The organism is Actinomyces sp. HMSC075B09, assembly GCF_001812395.1.
Taxonomy (GTDB): Bacteria; Actinomycetota; Actinomycetes; order Actinomycetales; family Actinomycetaceae; genus Gleimia; species Gleimia europaea.
Genome location: NZ_KV808731.1, coordinates 744,802 through 761,791, shown reverse-complemented (window position 1 = coordinate 761,791; position 16,990 = coordinate 744,802). Strand labels below are relative to the sequence as shown.

Below are 16,990 nucleotides of genomic sequence, written 5' to 3'. Positions count from 1 at the left end.
TGCGTTACGGTGCCTACATGACAAGTTCACTATCTTTGGATCACATCCTTGCGAACATGGAGTTGAAGCCGCAGGGAATCTACGTTTTTGTAGCACTTGATGAGATTCCAGAAGGCGTTGAGCCCTTCGCAACCGTACGCGAATACGAGGGCCAAACAATCGTCATTTCTGAAGATCGTGCAATCGAAGCTGGACTGCCCACCGAAAAGCGCTTCACCCGAATTTCGCTCGACGTGCCTTCCTCGCTGGAAACCATTGGCATTACGGCAACGATCGCGCAGATTCTTGCGTCTCGATCAATCACCTGTAACTCGCTCGCCGGTTTCCATCGCGACCACCTGTTTGTTCAAGTAGATAAGGCAGACGAGGCTCTTGAGATTCTCCATGACCTCAAAGAGCAAGCCAAGGGCTGGCTCCCCCAGTAAGCCAACAAACTCCAGCGGCACGGACCGTGCAATGTAGCAAGTCCAACACCGCGCTTCACAAAACATTTTCAAGACTCATTCCGGTGCCCGCGCATAGCGTGGGCACATTCTTTTTCCGCTCATCTGGCCGCTTTGTTCTCCAATCGGCCCCCTCTAGCCACCCGGGCGGACTCAATCCATTACGCTTGGAGTATGTCCAAAGAGCAATCTGATGTAAAAGCAATCGAGCGTCTAGCCGATGGAACTGTTAAACAAACCAATATGCTCACTGGAACGGAAGTGTGGACCGTTCCCGGACGCGGACATCGTCCTCTAACCGTTCCCGCAACCACGCAGGCTCCAATAGATTTAGAGCGCCACGGAGAATACTGCGCATTTTGCGAGCGCCGCTACCTTGAAACCCCTCCTGAAAAGGCTCGCGTAGTAAAGCACGAGGACGGAACTTGGCAAAAGCTTGAAAACCTGCGCGCTGAAGACCTGCGTGAAACCGTGGCGGAATTCCGCAGGGTTCCCAACCTGTTTGAGATCGTTTCATACAAGTACTGGCACTTAAACCACGGGCACCTCCCCTCCGAAGCGCAGCACCGCAGGATGGCAGACTACCTGGCCAGCCCCGCGGGTTACGACCACGTTATGCGAGTGGTTAAAGCCCGCCTCATGGCATCGGGGAAAACCGCGGACGAGGTTGCCAGCCTGGACGATTCGCAACTGCTACCCGAAGCTTCCGGGTTTTTTAGCGGCGGTCACGACCTCATCGTCGCAAGACGCCACTACACGCCAGGCGCCACGATGGACACGCAACTGGCGTCTTCGGGCACGTTAACGCCCGAGGAGCACTACCAGTACATGAAGCTAACTACCGAGGCGATGGAGGACCTTTATCAGCTGAACGAGCACGTGGCATACGTGGCGTGCTTCCAGAACTGGCTCAAGCCCGCGGGAGCCTCCTTCGACCACCTGCACAAACAGTTAGTTGCAATCGATGAGCATTCGGTGCAAACCGAAGCTGAGCTCGGCCGGCTCCGCCGCGACCCCGACATTTACAAGAAGATCTTGCACACCGCCATCACGCGCGGCCTGCTGCTGGCTCAAAATGAGCATGCCATCGCCCTCGCCGGTATCGGACACCGCTACCCGTCCATCGCTATCTGGCCACTCGGCAAAGCGCACAACCCCTGGGAAGCAAGCCCCGAGAAGTTGCGCGGCGTTTCCGACCTCGTACACGCAATGCACGCCGCCACCGGAGCCGAAGTTCCTTGCAACGAGGAGTGGTACCACCGCCCCGTTGACGTGCCTTCCCCCATGCGTTGGCGTCTGCTACTGAAGTGGCGCATATCGACTCTGGCCGGATTTGAGGGCGGCACGCGAATCTACCTGAACACGATCGACCCATGGGGTGTGCGCGACCGCGTGCTGCCCAAACTGGTTGAACTGCGTGAAACGGGCAAGATCGCGCCTATGAAGATCGGTGACGAGTGCAAGGTAGACGTCACCGCACTAGACGCGTGACGATGTCGCGGCTCCTTAGACCCGCACGACTAGGTGTGGGTTGGGCCTGAGGTAACCTGCGCGCATTTTCCCGCATCTAGTTTGACGCGCATGCTGGGCTCGCTCACGCGGGTGTGGATTGGCAGATTAACCCGGGCGATCTTGCCCGAATCCAGCCGTACAGTAACCTGTTTGGCGCCGCGAACCGCGTGGCTTTCCATCACCTGCACCGCGGCGCCCTCGCCGGCTGTATCAGCCACGCTCCACGCCCCCGGGCCGCACGCAAGCTCCGAGCCGGGAGCCACGTCCACACCGAAAGCCGCGACCTCCTCGGCCCCCAAAATCGGACTATAACCCAAGAAGCTAGCCACCGACCTTGTGCCCGGCTGCGCCCACACCTGCGCCGGCGTGCCCATGCGAGCAATCACGCCGTCCTCCATGATCGCAACCTGGTCCGCCACGGTGAACGCCTCATCCTGATCGTGCGTCACATAAACCGCAGTGGTGCCCGTTTCCTTCACAATGCGGCGGACCTCCACCGAAAGCTGTTCACGCAGCGCGCGATCCAACGCAGATAAGGGCTCATCAAGAAATAGCAAACGAGGCCGCGGCGCCAAGGCCCGAGCCAACGCCACCCGCTGCTGTTGACCACCAGAGAGCGTAGTAACCAGACGGCTTGCCGTACCCGGCAGACCAACCGTTTCAAGGAGCTGCTCGCTGCGCCCCTCCCACTGTCCACGCGGAATGCGGCCGCGCAATCCAAACGCTACGTTCTGCCCCACGTTCTGATGCGGGAACAGTTGCCCATCTTGGAACATGAGGCCAAACCCACGCCTGTGCACGGGTAGCCTCGATACGTCCTCACCGTCAAACACTATCTGGCCCGAGGAAGCCTCCAGCCCCGCAATGGCACGCAAAAGGGAGGACTTACCAGATCCGGAAGCGCCCAGTAGCGCCAAGATCTGCCCCGTCTCTAACTGCAAAGACACGTCTTTCACCGCGTGCACACTGCCGTAGAACACGTCGATGTTTTCCAGGCTTAAACCCATTGTTCCTCTTCCCTACATGCCTTCTACAAGCTTCACAGTGGTACCGGTTCGAGACGAGCGGTCTGCTGCAGCCTCCACGATTGCCATTACCGACCCGGCTAGCACAGCCAGCAAAACCGAGGCCGCGAGCGCCATGCCCTGCTCGGTTGCGCCCGGCTGTGAGATCAACCGGTAGATAGCCACTGGAAGCGTGGGATTAGCGGGGCGAGCCAAGAAACTGGTGGCACCAAACTCGCCCAGCGACATTGAGAACGCGAACGCCGCCGCGATTGAAAGTGATCGAACAGCGTACGGTCCCTCAACTGCGAACAGGGTCCGCAGCGGGCCGGCCCCAAGCACACCCGCCACCTCCTTTTGCCGTGGATCGATAGAGGCGAGGACGGGGCTTACCACTCTCACAACCAGCGGAATAGCCACCATTGCCTGCGCCATCGGGATCAGCCAGAACGAGCCGCGCAGATCCAGCGGCGGTCGGTTCAATGTGATTAAGAAGCCGAATCCGACGGTCACTGCGGACACACCAAGTGGGAGCATGAACAGGCCGTCCAAGAACTTCAATGCTCCCTTACCCGCGCGAGTTCTTGGCCTGCGGGTAATCACAATCGCTACCAGGCCGCCAATCACTACAGCGGTCACCATGGCGATCAGCGCGATTTCAACAGAGCGCACCGTGGAAGAAACCACCGAGGTTTGCAAGAACTTTGTTGCATCCGCATTGAACAGGTCTTGATAGTTAGCGAGCGTGATCTGGCCCGAGCGATGCAAGGACCTCCACACCAGCATGCCCATAGGAGCTACCAGTAGCACTAGCACGGGCACCAAAGTTGCAACCAGAGCGGGAATATCCGCTCGTTTAAGAGGCTGGGGAGCTAGGTCCGTGCGCATCTTCTGCGTAGCTGCTCCAGCGCTGCGCGCAAGCGACCCCATCCATAGGGCAAGCGCAATCACGATCAGCTGCACGATTGACAGCACTGAGGCGGAGCGCAAATCGAGCAGCGAGCTGGTAAGGAAGTAAATCTCCGTCTCAACCGTTTGCGTTCGCGTACCACCCAGAATGAGGACGAGACCAAACGAAGTTGCACAAAACAAGAAGATAACCGCTGCAGCGGACGCGAATGCGGGCATAAGCCGAGGTAGCGTCACGGTGAAGAACACTCGTAGCGGGCCTGCCCCAAGAGCAGCTGCGGCCTCCTCCATCTTCGGATCTAGACGCACCCACATGTTTCCGATTGTGCGCACCGCCAGCGAGTAGTTAAAAAACACCATGCCGATAATGATCGCCGTGTGGGTGCCGTCCAACCCCCACGAGCCGAGCGGACCTGACTCAATAAACAGCGAGCGAAACGCCACGCCCACAACCACTGATGGCAATACAAACGGGACAGCCACAATCCCGCGAATCGCACCTCGCAAAGGGAAAACTCGGCGGTACAGGATCCACGCGGAAGGCAGGCTGATGGCCACTGACAAAACGGTTGCCGCAGCGGCCATCCACACGGTTTGCCACACCACTCGCCACGTGCGGGGCCTGCCCAAAACCTGTATAAATCCACTCAGATCCAGCGATCCTGCCGAATCCAAGAAGCCTCGCCCCACCAGGTTTGCCGTGGGAGCGAGGAAAAATATAGCTAAAAAGATGACGGGCACTCCCACCGCCACCACCGTCAGTGCCAGTGGTAGAGCGCGGTCTGGGAGTGCCCGCCTCAAATCAGCCATGATCAGCCGGAATCCCGGGTTACTGGCCCATCAGGTCAGACCACTCGCGCAGCCACTCCTGCTGGTTCTCCGCGATCGTCTTAGCATCTACCTGGTGCGGCTTATCGGCCATCTTGCCGAACTTTGCCAGCGCCTCCGGGGCCTTTGCCTCCGGGTTGATCGGGTGCATGTAGTTGGACTCAGACGCAACCTCTTGCTGGGGAACCTGCAGCATGAAATCGATAAATGCCTTCGCCCCCTCAACGTTCTTCGCACCGCTTAGAACGCCCATGTACTCCACCTGGTGGAAGCACGTGTCAAGCAGTGCACCGGTGGTGGACTCGGTTAGATCATCATTGGCCGTGTATGCCGGGGACGACGAGTACGACGTCATCAGCGGACGCGGGCCAGCGCCCTCACCTGCCGAATAGTCAACGCCAAAGGCGTCCGACCATCCCTTGGTTACCTTCACACCGTTGTCACGCAACTTGGTCCAGTAGTCCTTCCAACCGTCACCAAAAGCGCCAACCGTTGCCACAAATAATGCCATACCCGGCGAGGACGAAGCGGGGTTCATCGTCACAAACATGTCCTTGTACTTCGGGTCCGCGAGGTCCTCAAAAGTCGCCGGCTCCTCCAGCCCCTTTTCCTTAAACCACGCGTGGTCAATGTTCACGCACACATCGCCCTGATCAAACGGCACCAAGCCAGGGGCACCCTCGATCTGCTGCTTGGCAGCCCACTCGGGAACCTCGCCCGCATCATCGGCAAACACGCCCTCGGCAACCGCGCGATAAGCCGAAATGTTGTCCACTCCAAATGCGACGTCGCCAAGCGGCTCATCCTTGGTCAAAACCAGCTGGTTCACCATTTCGCCGCCCGAACCAACCTGAGAAACCTCCAGGTCGTAGCCCGTTTCTTCCTTGAACTTCGCAATCATCTCTTCAGGCAGATCCATCGAGTCATACGAAACAACCGTGACCTTACCTGCGCCAGCATCGGAAGCCGGCGAAGACTCCTTGGGCGTTCCGCCCGTGGATGACGAGCATCCAGCTAAAACCAATGCCGTAGCAACTGCCACGCCAGCCCAAACACGCCTCATTAACTTCTCCTCACAATCATGTACGGTTCAGTTGCGTGCAGGAGAATCGCACCCTTAGTGCGTTTAGAGAACTCGACTTCCTACGCCGGTACTAACCGTCAGGTTCGAGGGTCTGCGCAACGCGCACTCTCAGCGGCTCACCGCTCCCCTGTCGCACCTAAAAGCCTACCTTGCAGGCCCTATTCAATCTAATTCTGACTCACCGGGTGCCCTCAAAATCTGGCGAGGCAGGCAAAAACTAGGCATGATGGATACCAAAAGCCATAACTTTCAAGATTGGGGTAACAATCCGTGGACGTTCCATACAAGCTCGCAACCGCTGGCGCTCTAGCGCTATCGGGCATCATCGCAAACAAGGTAGTTGACCAGGGCTGGAAGCTCGTCACCGGGCACCCCTCCCCGCAGGGCGAGGATGAAGACCAGGCTAAGTTCGCGGAGCTCATTGCGTTTGCCGTGATCTCCGGCGTGCTCGTTACAGTTACTCGCCGCTACGCACTAAAGGGCACCAAGAAGTTCTTTGCCCCGCGCATCGAAGCTGCACCAGACGCCTCCTAAAGCCCCAAGTTGGCCTTACCAAGGCACCAAAAAAGCCCGCAACTGCGGGCTTTTTACTTGTCGGTATCCGGTTCTACAGCGGCGTTATCGCCTGCTCAACAAGCTTCGAGACTTGCTTCACGGCCTCTTCATCTTCCGAAGAGATCACAACCTCGTCACCGAATTGAGCTCCCAAAGTCATGATCATCAGCCCGGATGTGGCCTCGACTGTTTCATCACCGAGGGTCACAAAAACCGCGGCCTCAAACTCTTGCGCCTTGCGAGCGATCAGAGCCGCTGGGCGGGCATGTAGTCCCACTTCGGAACCTACCCGTGCTGTCTGCGTGTACATTTCGCCTCCTCGCGAGCTCGCCTTCTATACATTCTCATAAAAACGGCGCTTTCTACCCACTCAACTCAGTGCGATTGCTTACAAATGAGCGCGAACATGAACGATCAGCGCCGCATAAGCCTCACTCGAGTATTGTTAAAATGTTGCGGATAATTAACAAAGGTGATCCTCGTGGAACAATCAATTGTTTATGGAACGCCCGTTGTAGACGGCATCGCATACGCCCCCGTGGTGTGGACGCGCAGGCCCAGTATTCCTGCCCTCAGCGCGCCGGACCTGCCCGAATACGAGCGTCCGGCGGCAATGGCGCAGTTTGAGGAAGCCGCCGATGCGGTAGTTGCCAACCTTCGCACGCGCGCCTCGAAAGCTACCGGCCACGCCTGCGCTCTGCTTGAGGTAAGTGCGTCCATGGCCAGTGACCCGGCCTGGCGCAAAGGCATCAAGAAACGCATTGCCCGCGGTATCCCACCTGTTCAAGCCACAACGGAAGCAACCGAAGAGTTCGTCGCCCTGTTCGAACGCCAGGGCGGCATCATGGCGCAACGCACCACGGATTTGCGCGATGTGCGCGACCGTGTGATCGCACACCTTGAAGGCAGGCCCGAACCGGGGGTTCCCAAGCCGGATCACCCAGTTGTCCTCTTTGCCGATGACCTCAGTCCGGCTGACACGGCCGGACTCAACCCGGACATGTTCCTCGCCCTCGTCACCGAATTGGGCGGCCCCACCTCGCACACGTCAATCATCGCCCGCCAACTAGGGATTCCCTGCATCGTTGCAGCCCGACACATTTCCAGTATTTCCGAAGGCGAATACGTGCTGGTAGACGGCCGGGCTGGCACCATCCAAGTTGGGGTGACGGCCGAGGAAGCCAAGGGGCAGCTGGAGGAAGACCAGAAGCGACGCAAACTAATTGAGCAGTGGGAAGGCCCGGGGCGTCTTGCGGACGGCACGCGCATCGAGTTACTTGCCAACGTGCGCGACGGGGAGAGCGCTCAGGAGGCCGCCAGTTTGGGAGCCGAAGGAATTGGCTTACTCCGCACCGAACTGTGTTTCCTCGACTCGCAGTCCGAGCCATCCGTTGAAGCGCAGCGCGAGGTTTACGAGCCCGCTTTTGGGACGTTCCCAACCAGCAAGGTTGTGGTCCGCACGCTTGACGCCGGCTCGGACAAACCCGTCCCTTACGCAACTTTGCACGAAGAGGCCAACCCGGCCCTTGGCGTGCGCGGCCTGCGCACATCCGGACACTACCCGGATCTGCTTCCGCACCAGCTTGACGCCATCGCCGCCGCGGCGAAGAGTCACGGGCATGACAAAACGTGGGTTATGGCTCCCATGGTGTCCACCCTGCCCGAAGCAAAATGGTTTGCCAGCCTGGTGCGCGAACGCGGCATGATTCCCGGCATCATGATGGAAGTTCCATCCACCGCAATCCTGGCGGAGCAGTTCATGGAGTTAGTCGATTTCGTCTCCATTGGCACCAATGACCTCACGCAGTACACGATGGCGGCAGACAGGCTTTCACCCGACCTGGCCGAATACTCAGACCCGTGGCAACCGGCCGCTCTTGCCCTCATCAATCAAATTGCACAAGCAGGTAAAACGACGGGCACGCCCGTGAGTGTTTGTGGCGAGGCCGCAGCCGACCCACTACTTGCCGTTGTCCTGACCGGCATGGGGATCACTTCGCTTTCAATGTCGCCATCAGCATTACAAGCCGTTGGCGCGCAACTGTCGCAGTTCACCATGGAGCAATGCCAAGCAGCCGCCGAGGCGGTTCTGGGCGCGTGGGATCAGGGCGATGCTCGTTACCGCGTGCGCGAGGCGCTAGGAATCAACGGCTAGCCTGCTTTGCGCGTAGTAAAGCCGTATCCGCACCAGGTGAGCGGCCCACGATGCGCGCCCCCTTGGCCTGTGCGCGGAACTAGGACGGGGTGGTGACCTTAAAAACCAATCAGTGGGAAATGCGCCGACAGGTCCGCGCGCTGTCCCGAAGCCGCGATGTCCCCATTTTGGAGGGCCTCGCTCCACACCACTTTTCCAGTCACAAGTTCAAGCCAAATGCTGGCATTCATCTCCACTACCGCTGGCGGAGTTCCTCGCCGGTGCGTAGTTCCTCCCAGGATTTGCACCGCCCCGAACGGCGGCACGCGCACCTCTACCGCGTGGCCCGGAAGTAGCGTCTCTAGTTTGCCCAGGCTCCAGCGGACCGCAAGAGCCACAACCGGACGCGCAGCGTCGCCCTCCTGCCACTGCGTCACGGCCTCCAGCCCCTTCGCATCATCTATTTGGCGCATGCTTCCTCCAAAGTAAAAAGCGCGGCCAAAAGGCCACGCTTTTTAGCTTATCGAATCCGTTGAGCTACTTAGATTACGCCGTGCTGAAGCATTGCGTCCGCTACGCGCTCAAAACCGGTAATGTTCGCGCCCAGCACGTAGTCACCAGGCTGGCCATACTCTTCCGCGGTTACAAGGCAGTCGTCATGGATCTTCTCCATGATCTTCGTAAGTTCATGCTCTGCTCGGTCAAAAGACCACTGCGCACGCGAAGCGTTCTGCTGCATTTCGAGGGCCGAAGTTGCTACGCCACCAGCGTTAGCGGCCTTGCCCGGGGCAAACAGAATGCGCGACTCCTGGAACAGCTCAATGGCCTCCGGGGTACACGGCATGTTCGCGCCTTCAGCAACAACCTTGCAGCCATTCTTGAGGAGCGTGCGTGCGTCCTCTTCCTTCAACTCGTTCTGGGTTGCACACGGTAGCGCAATGTCGCAGGCAACGTCCCACACGTAGCCTTCCTTATGGAACTCCGCGCCCTTCTTACGGCTCGCGTAATCGGACACGCGGCCACGCTCAACTTCCTTCACCTGACGCAGCAGCTCTACATCAATGCCCTCAGAGTCGTAAACCCAACCGGACGAGTCTGAGATGGTGACGGGGATTGCGCCAAGCTGCTCCGCCTTCTCTACCGCGTAGGTTGCCACGTTACCGGAGCCGGACACAACCACGCGCTGGCCGGCCAGCCCCTCGCCCTTGGTTTGCAACATCGACTGCGCAAACAAGACTGCGCCGTAACCGGTTGCTTCCGTACGCACCAGAGAACCGCCCCAACCCAGGGCCTTACCCGTAAGCACGCCGGCTTCAAAACGGTTAGTCAGGCGCTTGTACTGGCCAAACAGATAACCGATCTCTCGCGCACCTACACCAATATCACCGGCCGGCACGTCGGTTTGCGCACCAATATGGCGGTACAGCTCCGTCATAAATGACTGGCAAAAACGCATGACCTCATTATCGGACTTGCCGTGCGGGTCGAAGTCAGAGCCGCCCTTGCCTCCACCGATTCCCTGACCGGTTAGGGCGTTCTTGAAGATCTGTTCAAAACCGAGGAACTTAATGATATTTCGGTTCACTGAATGGTGGAAACGCAGGCCGCCCTTGTAGGGGCCGAGCGCCGAGTTGAACTCAACGCGGTAGCCACGGTTCACCTGGACTTTGCCTTCGTCATCAATCCACGGAACTCGGAAAATAATCTGACGCTCCGGCTCAACCAGGCGCTCAAGGAGGGCGTAGTCCTGGTAGCGGCTGTGCTTCTTAATAGCGGGGGCGAGGGTTTCCAGCACTTCGTGTACTGCCTGGTGGAACTCGGGTTCTGCGGGATTTCGCTTTAGGACTTCCTCGTAGACCTCTTCGATTCTCTTCATTCTTGTCTCCCTCTTAACCTGCGCAGTCTTCCGCCACACACGGATAAATCTCCAAATAGGAAAAACTCAGTCATAAAACAGTAAACACCATCTAGACCTTCGCGTAGAAACTTCTATGCTTCTCTTCTCATTTTCCGGTAGTGGTATGCGTTACCTCCGCGCACAAATCTTCCCTTTCTGATCCGACTCGCACGTATGGGCGCAATGCCCTGGCTCGTTACACTTTCTCAAAGTGACCGCGATCCTATGCGAAGTCGTACATGATGCCTTAGGCTCAGTGTGGAGGTTGAAATGACTAACGGTGCCGATACCAAGGTGGACATCAGGGCGTTGCGCGACGCGTTTGCCGCCTTTGCCTCGGGCGTCACCGTAGTTACGTACGAACACAAAGATCGCCCGCTTGGCCTTACGGTAAGCTCATTTACCTCTTTGTCGCTTGACCCAACGTTAGTACTGTTCAACATTCGCCGTGGATCAAAAGCTGCTCACGTTTTTAGTAGCAAGCCGTTTACGGTGAACGTGCTTAGCGAAAGCCAGCTACCCACCGCCATGCAGTTTGCAGGCGGATCGGATCAGGGTATTGTTGCGGACTGGAACACGTCTGGTATCGCGCCGCGCCTAAACGATTCCCACGCCTACTTCACCGCCACGCCGTGGGCCACCTACGACGGCGGCGACCACATTATTGTGATTGGCGAGGTCACCGACTTCGACGTCGATCCGCACGCCAAGCCTCTTGTTTTTCACCAGTCACGCTTCAAAGAGATCCGCTGATCCAAGCTGCGGCTAAGTTAGCGCCTGCGCGTACCAAAAAGTGTACGGGTGATTTCTCTAGTTAGAGTGCGTCCGGCTGTTCGCATAAGGTCATCTGCAAACCGCTCGCGCCTCGCCTGCGCCGCGCGCTCTGCACGCTCCGCTTCACGCCGCGCTTTCTCATATTCTCGCTCTCGCTCTTTCGCTTGACGTTCCAGTTCTTTTTCCCGCTCTTTCGCCTGCCGGGCAAGCTCCTTTTCTAGCTCCTTAGCCTTAGCATCCAGCGCCTTTTGTTCTTCCATCCTTCGCTGTTCTTCTTCGCGGGCACGCGCTTCGGCTTCCAGGCGTTGTTCAAGAAGTTCAAAAGCGGATTCGGGGTCCACCGCATCCTTGTATTTCGCCAGATTTGGCGAGGAATCCACATGTTGCTGCACCACCGTCGCATCCGCCTCACCCATGTTCGCAGCCGGTGTGTACAGGCGCGTTGGAGCAACCGGAGTTGGTCGGCCCTTGCGGTCCAGCACGGTTACCACGGCCTCACCCGTACCCAGCGAAGTGAGAATCTGCCCCAGATCAAACGGGGAGGTAGGGAATGTGGAAACCGTCTCTTTTAGCTTCTTGGCATCCGTAGGCGTGAATGCGCGCAATGCGTGCTGCACGCGGCCCCCCAGCTGCGCCAGAACATCCTCGGGAACGTCCTTAGGGGTTTGAGTAACGAAGTAGATGCCCACGCCCTTTGAGCGGACCAATCGAACGGTTTTGACAACCTCTGCTAAGAATGCCTTTGAAGCGCCGTTAAACAGCAGGTGGGCCTCATCGAAGAAGAACACGAGCTTCGGTTTTTCCTGGTCCCCCACCTCCGGCAAAGTCTGAAACAGGGAGGCCAGTAACCACATCACAAACGTAGAGAACAATGCCGGCTGGTCGTGCACATTAGGTAGCTCCAACACAGAAATAACGCCCGCTCCGCCCCTGGTTTCCAACAGATCCGAGGTATCAAAAGCCGGCTCCCCAAAGAACACGTCACCGCCCTGAGCCTCCAGCGCAGCAACCTTGCGCAGGATTACCCCAGCGGTCGCAGCAGAAATACCACCAATCTCCTTGAGCTCGTCCTTGCCCTCCCCTGTCAAGTAACCCACAACGGAACGCAGGTCTTTCACATCAATGAGGGCCAAATGTTGCATATCTGCCCAGTGGAAGATCAGCTGTAGCGCGGACTCTTGCGTCTCATTCAAATCCAGCACGCGAGCCAAAAGCAGCGGCCCGAAGTCCGACAAAGACGTGCGGATTGGTATTCCAACCCCACCCTCGCCAAGCTTGTAAAGCTCTACGGGAAATGACTTTGCCTGCCACTCTTGGCCAAGACCACTCGTGCGTTCAAGGAGTTTTTCCGAGGAGGCCCCCGGTTCAAGCAGGCCCGTCAGATCGCCCTTGATGTCCATTACAAACGAGGGCACGCCCGCATCGGAAAGCCCCTCTGCCATCAGCTGCAGCGTTCGGGTTTTACCCGTACCAGTAGCGCCAGCAACGAGGCCGTGCCGATTCATCATCGCCAGCGGCAACCCCACTTTAGCGGCCGGCACCGGCTCGCCATCATCTAGCGCAACACCGAGCGGTAGGGTTTCACCCTCAAACCGGTATCCACTGGCAATCTGGCCGATAGCGGAATCATCCGAAGTGGCGGCTGTCATCGCGGCTTCAAGCGCAGCTTGGGCGGCAGCGGCCTGCTCTGCTGCTGCCTCAGCAGCCTTCTTCAACGCTTCCAGATCTGGCATGTCACTCATGCGTTCATAGTAGCGCCCAGCACGGACAGAAAGCTCGTTACCCGCGTAACTCGTGCGCTACACGCGAAAACACTTATAGATAGCGAAAATTTTGCACTCGGCGCCGCAGTCGTAAATACTTGAACTTAGGTTCGGGCCGCCGCGAAGAAAAGTTGTCAGCTTAGTTCTGCGGAACCGGTCGACCTAAGGGGGCCTGCGGCAAAAGCCACAGACCCCCTCTCTTGTAGGTTCAACGAGTTAGGCGAACAGGCCCGGAATCACCGCGCCCATCTGCTCGGCAAGTTCACGCACCCGGAACACGATCGGACCAGATTGGCCCACGCCGTCCGGAATGTCCTCACCTGAAACCTCAGCGAGCACCTGCGCATCAAAACCGCCCGCATCGCCCAACTGGTCAAAGCCAGCGATGGTGAGGAGCGTACCGCCCGACAGGCCTATGCGCGTGCAGCTGACGCCCTCGGCTTCAGCCGCGGCGGTGAGGGCCGGAACTGCCCCCTCGGGAAGCGCAACAACCATGCGGCCCGTCGACTCGGAGAACAGCGCTACAAAGTCGCTGATCTTCTGCGACTTTACGTACGCCGACAGGTCGATGCTGGCGCCAATTCCGCGACGCGTTGCCATCTCGATCAATGCTTGCGCTAGACCGCCTTCAGCCACGTCATGCGCGGCGTGAATCAGAGGCTGACCATCCGGACCGTCAGTGTTTACGAGGGCGTGGATTACACGACCAAGCGCCATCTCTGCGTCCAGATCCACCTTCGGAGGCAAACCGCCAAAGTGACCGTGCACGTCGCGTGCCCACGCCGAAGCGTCCAGCTCTTCCGCAGTATCGCCCAGCAGGTAGATTGCCATGCCTTGCTCGAACCAACCGGACGGGCGAGCGCGCTTAACATCGTCGATTACACCCAGCATGACAACCATTGGCGTGGGGTTGATAGACGAGTCCGGCTGGCTCATCTGCGTGCCCGAAGAGTTGTACAAAGACACGTTACCGCCGGTTACCGGAATGCTCATCTGCTTGCATCCATCGGCCAAACCGGTCATAGCCTGCACGAGCTGCCACATCGCATCCGGGTCCTCCGGGTTACCGAAGTTAAGGCCATCCGAGATTGCAATCGGGTTGGCTCCCACAGCCGCCACGTTGCGGTAAGCGGCTGCCAATGCGAGCTTTGCCCCCTCGTACGGGTCAAGCTTCGTGAACCAACCATTAGAATCGATCGCCATTGCGATACCGCGATCTGTGCTTGCATCCACCCGCACAACACCCGCATCATCGGGAGCCGCCATCGCGGTGTTGCCCAGCGTGTAGTGGTCAAACTGATCCGTCATCCACTTCTTCGAAGCGCCGTTAGCGGAAGTGATGATCGTCTTGATTTGCTCGGCGATTTCCTCACCCGAAGTCGGGCGAGCAAGATTTTCAGAAGTGTCCGCCTGCAGCGCATCCTGCCACTTGGGCCTCGCGTATGGACGGTCATAAACCGGGCTGTCGTGGGCAACCGTCTTGGGATCCACATCAACAATGCGGTGTCCAAAGTGGTCAATAATCAGGCGTCCCGTATCGGTGACCTCGCCAATTACCGAGCCTTCCACTCCCCACTTGGTTGCGATTCGCCAAAACTCATTCATGTTTTCCGGGGCAACGGTTGCCATCATGCGCTCTTGCGATTCAGACATGAGGATTTCACCGGCCGTCAGCGTGGGGTCACGTAGCAGCACGTTCTCAAGATGAATGTGCATGCCCGTGCCGCCATTTGAAGACAGTTCCGAGGTGGCGCAGGAAACTCCCGCCGCACCAAGGTCCTGGATAGCTTCAATCACGCCCTCTTCGAACAGCTCCATCAAGCATTCGATGATCTGCTTTTCCATGTACGGGTCGCCAACTTGCACCGTGGGGCGTGCGATCGACTCGTCATCCTCGAATGATTCGGAGGCGAGGATCGACGCGCCGCCAATGCCATCTCCACCCGTGCGGGCGCCAAAGAGGACCACCATGTTGCCCGGCGTCTTCGCATCGGCAAGGCGCACATGTTCGTGGCGCACAGCTCCTGCACAAACTGCATTTACAAGCGGGTTGCCCTGGTAGGAGGAGTCAAACGTGGTCTCCCCACCAATGGCAGGAACACCCAGAACGTTGCCGTAGCCAGCCAGGCCGTCAACCGCACCGCGGACCACGCGAGCTGTGTCGGGGTGGTTAGGATCGCCAACGTTAAGCCCATCCATAACCGCGATCGGGCGAGCACCCATAGAAATAATGTCTCGAACACAGCCGCCAATGCCCGTTGCCGCACCTTCGTACGGCTCAACGTAAGACGGGTGGTTGTGCGACTCGACCTTGAACGTGACAGCCCAACCGTCGCCAACATCCACAACACCGGCGTTCTGGCCAATACCGACCAGGAGGTTCTTACCCATCTCCTCGGTGGTCTTAGAACCGAACTGTTCTTTCAAATGCTTTTTTGAGGACTTGTAGGAGCAGTGTTCGGACCACATAACCGAATACATGGAAAGCTCCGCGATCGTGGGGCGGCGTCCGAGCAGATCAACGATCTTCTTGTACTCATCTTCTTTAAGACCAAGCGAGTGCCACGGCATTTCCTCGTTGGGAGTCGCTTTCGCGTTCTCAACCGTGTCGGGCACCCCACTTGGGCGGGGATTTTCAAAAATGACGTTAGAGATGGTCTGCGCGCCCATATTCTCTTCCTTGTTCACCATTGCCATTCCGTCTTGCCTATTCCACATGTGTACAAACAAAACACGCCTCGTGATATCTACCACTGTTTAACGTGATTGTTGTTATTTCCCGGCGAATTTTCTGCGAGGTCAAATGCGTCCGCCGCAATGATCCACAGGTTATCCACCAAGTTGTCCACAGCTGTGTATTGAATTTTCAAGGTTTCCACGAACCTGTGGATAACCCGGGTTTGGAGCTGTTAAGAAAACGAGTTTTTCACAGTCTTACAGAAGCGAAATCTTCTCGACTTGAATCCCTCGCGTGTAACTCTTTGAGATTGGGCTACTTAGCGATAACCGAGGTGAAAATCCGCAATCCGTCCGTGCCAGTTGCCGGCCCGGATGCAGTTTCTGGGCCAAAACCGGCCTCAACCGCGTTCTCGGGGCTTGCGATTACACCAACCACGTTCCCAGCCTCGTTCCGAATCCCCGCAATATCAGCGGCTGAACCAGTGGGGTTGTTGGCAAAACGGAGCACAACCAAGTTCTTCTCTTCCAGCTCCTCTAGAGCCTCGTCAGAAGCAACGTAAAGAGCCGTCGCTGTGCGTAGCGGAAGCGTGACCTCCTCGCCCTGTTCATACTTGGATGTCCAAGCAGAATCTGCGTTTACCTTGAACGACTCATCACGGCAGATGTAACGGCCGTCCTCATTCCTCACAAAACCGCCCGGCAAAATGCCTGCCTCGCAAAGAATTTGGAACCCATTTCCGATGCCGAGGACGGGTAGGCCCTGCTTGGCGGCCGCCGCAATGGCGGTCATGATGGGTGATAGCGCGGCGAGGCCACCGGGGCGAACGTAATCTCCATACGTCGCGCCGCCCGGCAAAATCACGGCGTCCACGCCGTGCAGGTCACTATCCTCATGCCAAAGAGTTACCGGCTGCCCGCCCGCAAGTTCAACGGCACGAGTTGTAGCCGCCGAGTCGAGCGTGCCCGGGAAAGTTACAACACCAACCTTCACCGCTCGTCCTCCAACGCCTCAACGCTCACGACGTCCTCAATATTCGGATTAGACAAAACAGAAGTTGCAACTTCACGTGCAACTTCCAGGTCAGCTTCGGTAACAGGGCCTTCAGTTTCAAGGTAGAACGTCTTCCCCTGACGAACAGATTTAAAGGCCGTGACATCGACGCGCGCAAGCGCGGCAATCACGGCCTTACCCTGACGATCCAGAATCTCGAATTTTGGCAGAATTTCGACTTTGATGCGTCCCATCACTTCTTCCTTCCCGACGTAAGTCGAAGCGGTTGACTTACAAATTAATGCTACAAGCGCCGCCCTTGAAAAACAGGGGGCGAGCGGTATTTGGACGCTATTTTGAAGCGGCCAGGTTTTACGGCAAAATCTTGTAATTAGAATAAAAAGTGGCTCCGCTGCC

General features: G+C 57.8%; 16 protein-coding genes and 1 riboswitch. Of the genes, 5 read left to right on the top strand and 11 right to left on the bottom strand.

Features of this window, described 5'->3' with window-relative positions:
- Window positions 1-17: 17 nt before the first annotated feature.
- Together HMPREF2854_RS04225 and HMPREF2854_RS04220 are read left to right on the top strand one after the other, a co-directional pair.
- On the top strand, window positions 18-425 hold the full coding sequence (locus tag HMPREF2854_RS04225) for an ACT domain-containing protein (protein ID WP_034509081.1): 408 nt from the start codon (window positions 18-20) through the stop codon (window positions 423-425).
- 192 nt (window positions 426-617) lie between these two features.
- On the top strand, window positions 618-1,934 hold the full coding sequence (locus HMPREF2854_RS04220; RefSeq protein ID WP_070619332.1) for a DUF4921 family protein: 1,317 nt from the start codon (window positions 618-620) through the stop codon (window positions 1,932-1,934).
- A gap of 29 nt (window positions 1,935-1,963) precedes the next feature.
- Here the strand turns inward: HMPREF2854_RS04220 and HMPREF2854_RS04215 are convergent, their stop codons facing one another.
- Genes HMPREF2854_RS04215 through HMPREF2854_RS04205 form a run of 3 tightly spaced genes read right to left on the bottom strand, consistent with a single transcriptional unit; the run spans window position 1,964 to window position 5,759 of the window.
- Window positions 1,964-2,962 (bottom strand): ABC transporter ATP-binding protein, encoded by a 999-nt coding sequence (locus tag HMPREF2854_RS04215; protein WP_070619330.1) that lies wholly within the window; start codon window positions 2,960-2,962, stop codon window positions 1,964-1,966.
- A gap of 12 nt (window positions 2,963-2,974) precedes the next feature.
- Window positions 2,975-4,678 carry an ABC transporter permease gene (locus HMPREF2854_RS04210; RefSeq protein WP_070619328.1) on the bottom strand — a complete coding sequence of 568 codons (1,704 nt, stop codon included), beginning with the start codon at window positions 4,676-4,678 and terminating at the stop codon, window positions 2,975-2,977.
- A 19-nt stretch (window positions 4,679-4,697) separates the two neighbouring features.
- On the bottom strand, window positions 4,698-5,759 hold the full coding sequence (locus HMPREF2854_RS04205) for a thiamine ABC transporter substrate-binding protein (RefSeq protein ID WP_070619325.1): 1,062 nt from the start codon (window positions 5,757-5,759) through the stop codon (window positions 4,698-4,700).
- A 60-nt stretch (window positions 5,760-5,819) separates the two neighbouring features.
- Window positions 5,820-5,919: riboswitch (TPP riboswitch) on the bottom strand.
- A 131-nt stretch (window positions 5,920-6,050) separates the two neighbouring features.
- Between HMPREF2854_RS04205 and HMPREF2854_RS04200 the strand changes: the two genes are divergently transcribed.
- Window positions 6,051-6,314 carry a DUF4235 domain-containing protein gene (locus tag HMPREF2854_RS04200; protein ID WP_034508870.1) on the top strand — a complete coding sequence of 88 codons (264 nt, stop codon included), beginning with the start codon at window positions 6,051-6,053 and terminating at the stop codon, window positions 6,312-6,314.
- A gap of 73 nt (window positions 6,315-6,387) precedes the next feature.
- On the opposite strand, the gene HMPREF2854_RS04195 is transcribed toward HMPREF2854_RS04200, so the two are convergent.
- On the bottom strand, window positions 6,388-6,645 hold the full coding sequence (locus tag HMPREF2854_RS04195; protein WP_070619322.1) for an HPr family phosphocarrier protein: 258 nt from the start codon (window positions 6,643-6,645) through the stop codon (window positions 6,388-6,390).
- A gap of 171 nt (window positions 6,646-6,816) precedes the next feature.
- Between HMPREF2854_RS04195 and HMPREF2854_RS04190 the strand changes: the two genes are divergently transcribed.
- Window positions 6,817-8,490, top strand: coding sequence for a phosphoenolpyruvate--protein phosphotransferase (locus HMPREF2854_RS04190; protein WP_070619639.1), 1,674 nt, complete (start codon window positions 6,817-6,819; stop codon window positions 8,488-8,490).
- Window positions 8,491-8,588: 98 nt separating this feature from the next.
- On the opposite strand, the gene HMPREF2854_RS04185 is transcribed toward HMPREF2854_RS04190, so the two are convergent.
- Both HMPREF2854_RS04185 and gdhA read right to left on the bottom strand, forming a co-directional pair.
- Complete coding sequence (locus HMPREF2854_RS04185; RefSeq protein WP_070619319.1) at window positions 8,589-8,942, bottom strand: sterol carrier family protein; 354 nt, start codon at window positions 8,940-8,942, stop codon at window positions 8,589-8,591.
- A 68-nt stretch (window positions 8,943-9,010) separates the two neighbouring features.
- The gene (gene gdhA / locus HMPREF2854_RS04180; protein WP_070619316.1) at window positions 9,011-10,345 is read right to left on the bottom strand and encodes an NADP-specific glutamate dehydrogenase; all 1,335 of its coding nucleotides are present in this window, start codon (window positions 10,343-10,345) and stop codon (window positions 9,011-9,013) included.
- Window positions 10,346-10,636: 291 nt separating this feature from the next.
- Here gdhA and HMPREF2854_RS04175 point away from each other — a divergent pair, with 291 nt between their 5' ends.
- On the top strand, window positions 10,637-11,119 hold the full coding sequence (locus HMPREF2854_RS04175; RefSeq protein WP_070619314.1) for a flavin reductase family protein: 483 nt from the start codon (window positions 10,637-10,639) through the stop codon (window positions 11,117-11,119).
- Window positions 11,120-11,136: 17 nt separating this feature from the next.
- On the opposite strand, the gene HMPREF2854_RS04170 is transcribed toward HMPREF2854_RS04175, so the two are convergent.
- From HMPREF2854_RS04170 to HMPREF2854_RS04155, 5 genes are all read right to left on the bottom strand, one after another.
- Window positions 11,137-12,882 carry a helicase HerA-like domain-containing protein gene (locus tag HMPREF2854_RS04170; protein ID WP_070619311.1) on the bottom strand — a complete coding sequence of 582 codons (1,746 nt, stop codon included), beginning with the start codon at window positions 12,880-12,882 and terminating at the stop codon, window positions 11,137-11,139.
- Between the two features lie 237 nt (window positions 12,883-13,119).
- Window positions 13,120-15,573, bottom strand: coding sequence for a phosphoribosylformylglycinamidine synthase subunit PurL (purL, locus tag HMPREF2854_RS04165; protein ID WP_070619636.1), 2,454 nt, complete (start codon window positions 15,571-15,573; stop codon window positions 13,120-13,122).
- Window positions 15,574-15,650: 77 nt separating this feature from the next.
- Entirely contained in the window at window positions 15,651-15,773 is a 123-nt protein-coding gene (locus HMPREF2854_RS08810; RefSeq protein ID WP_261666652.1) for a hypothetical protein, read from the bottom strand.
- Between the two features lie 122 nt (window positions 15,774-15,895).
- On the bottom strand, window positions 15,896-16,573 hold the full coding sequence (gene purQ / locus HMPREF2854_RS04160; protein WP_070619307.1) for a phosphoribosylformylglycinamidine synthase subunit PurQ: 678 nt from the start codon (window positions 16,571-16,573) through the stop codon (window positions 15,896-15,898).
- Complete coding sequence (locus tag HMPREF2854_RS04155) at window positions 16,570-16,827, bottom strand: phosphoribosylformylglycinamidine synthase subunit PurS (protein WP_034508853.1); 258 nt, start codon at window positions 16,825-16,827, stop codon at window positions 16,570-16,572. Before HMPREF2854_RS04155 ends, purQ begins: the two co-directional genes overlap by 4 nt.
- Window positions 16,828-16,990 lie beyond the last annotated feature (163 nt).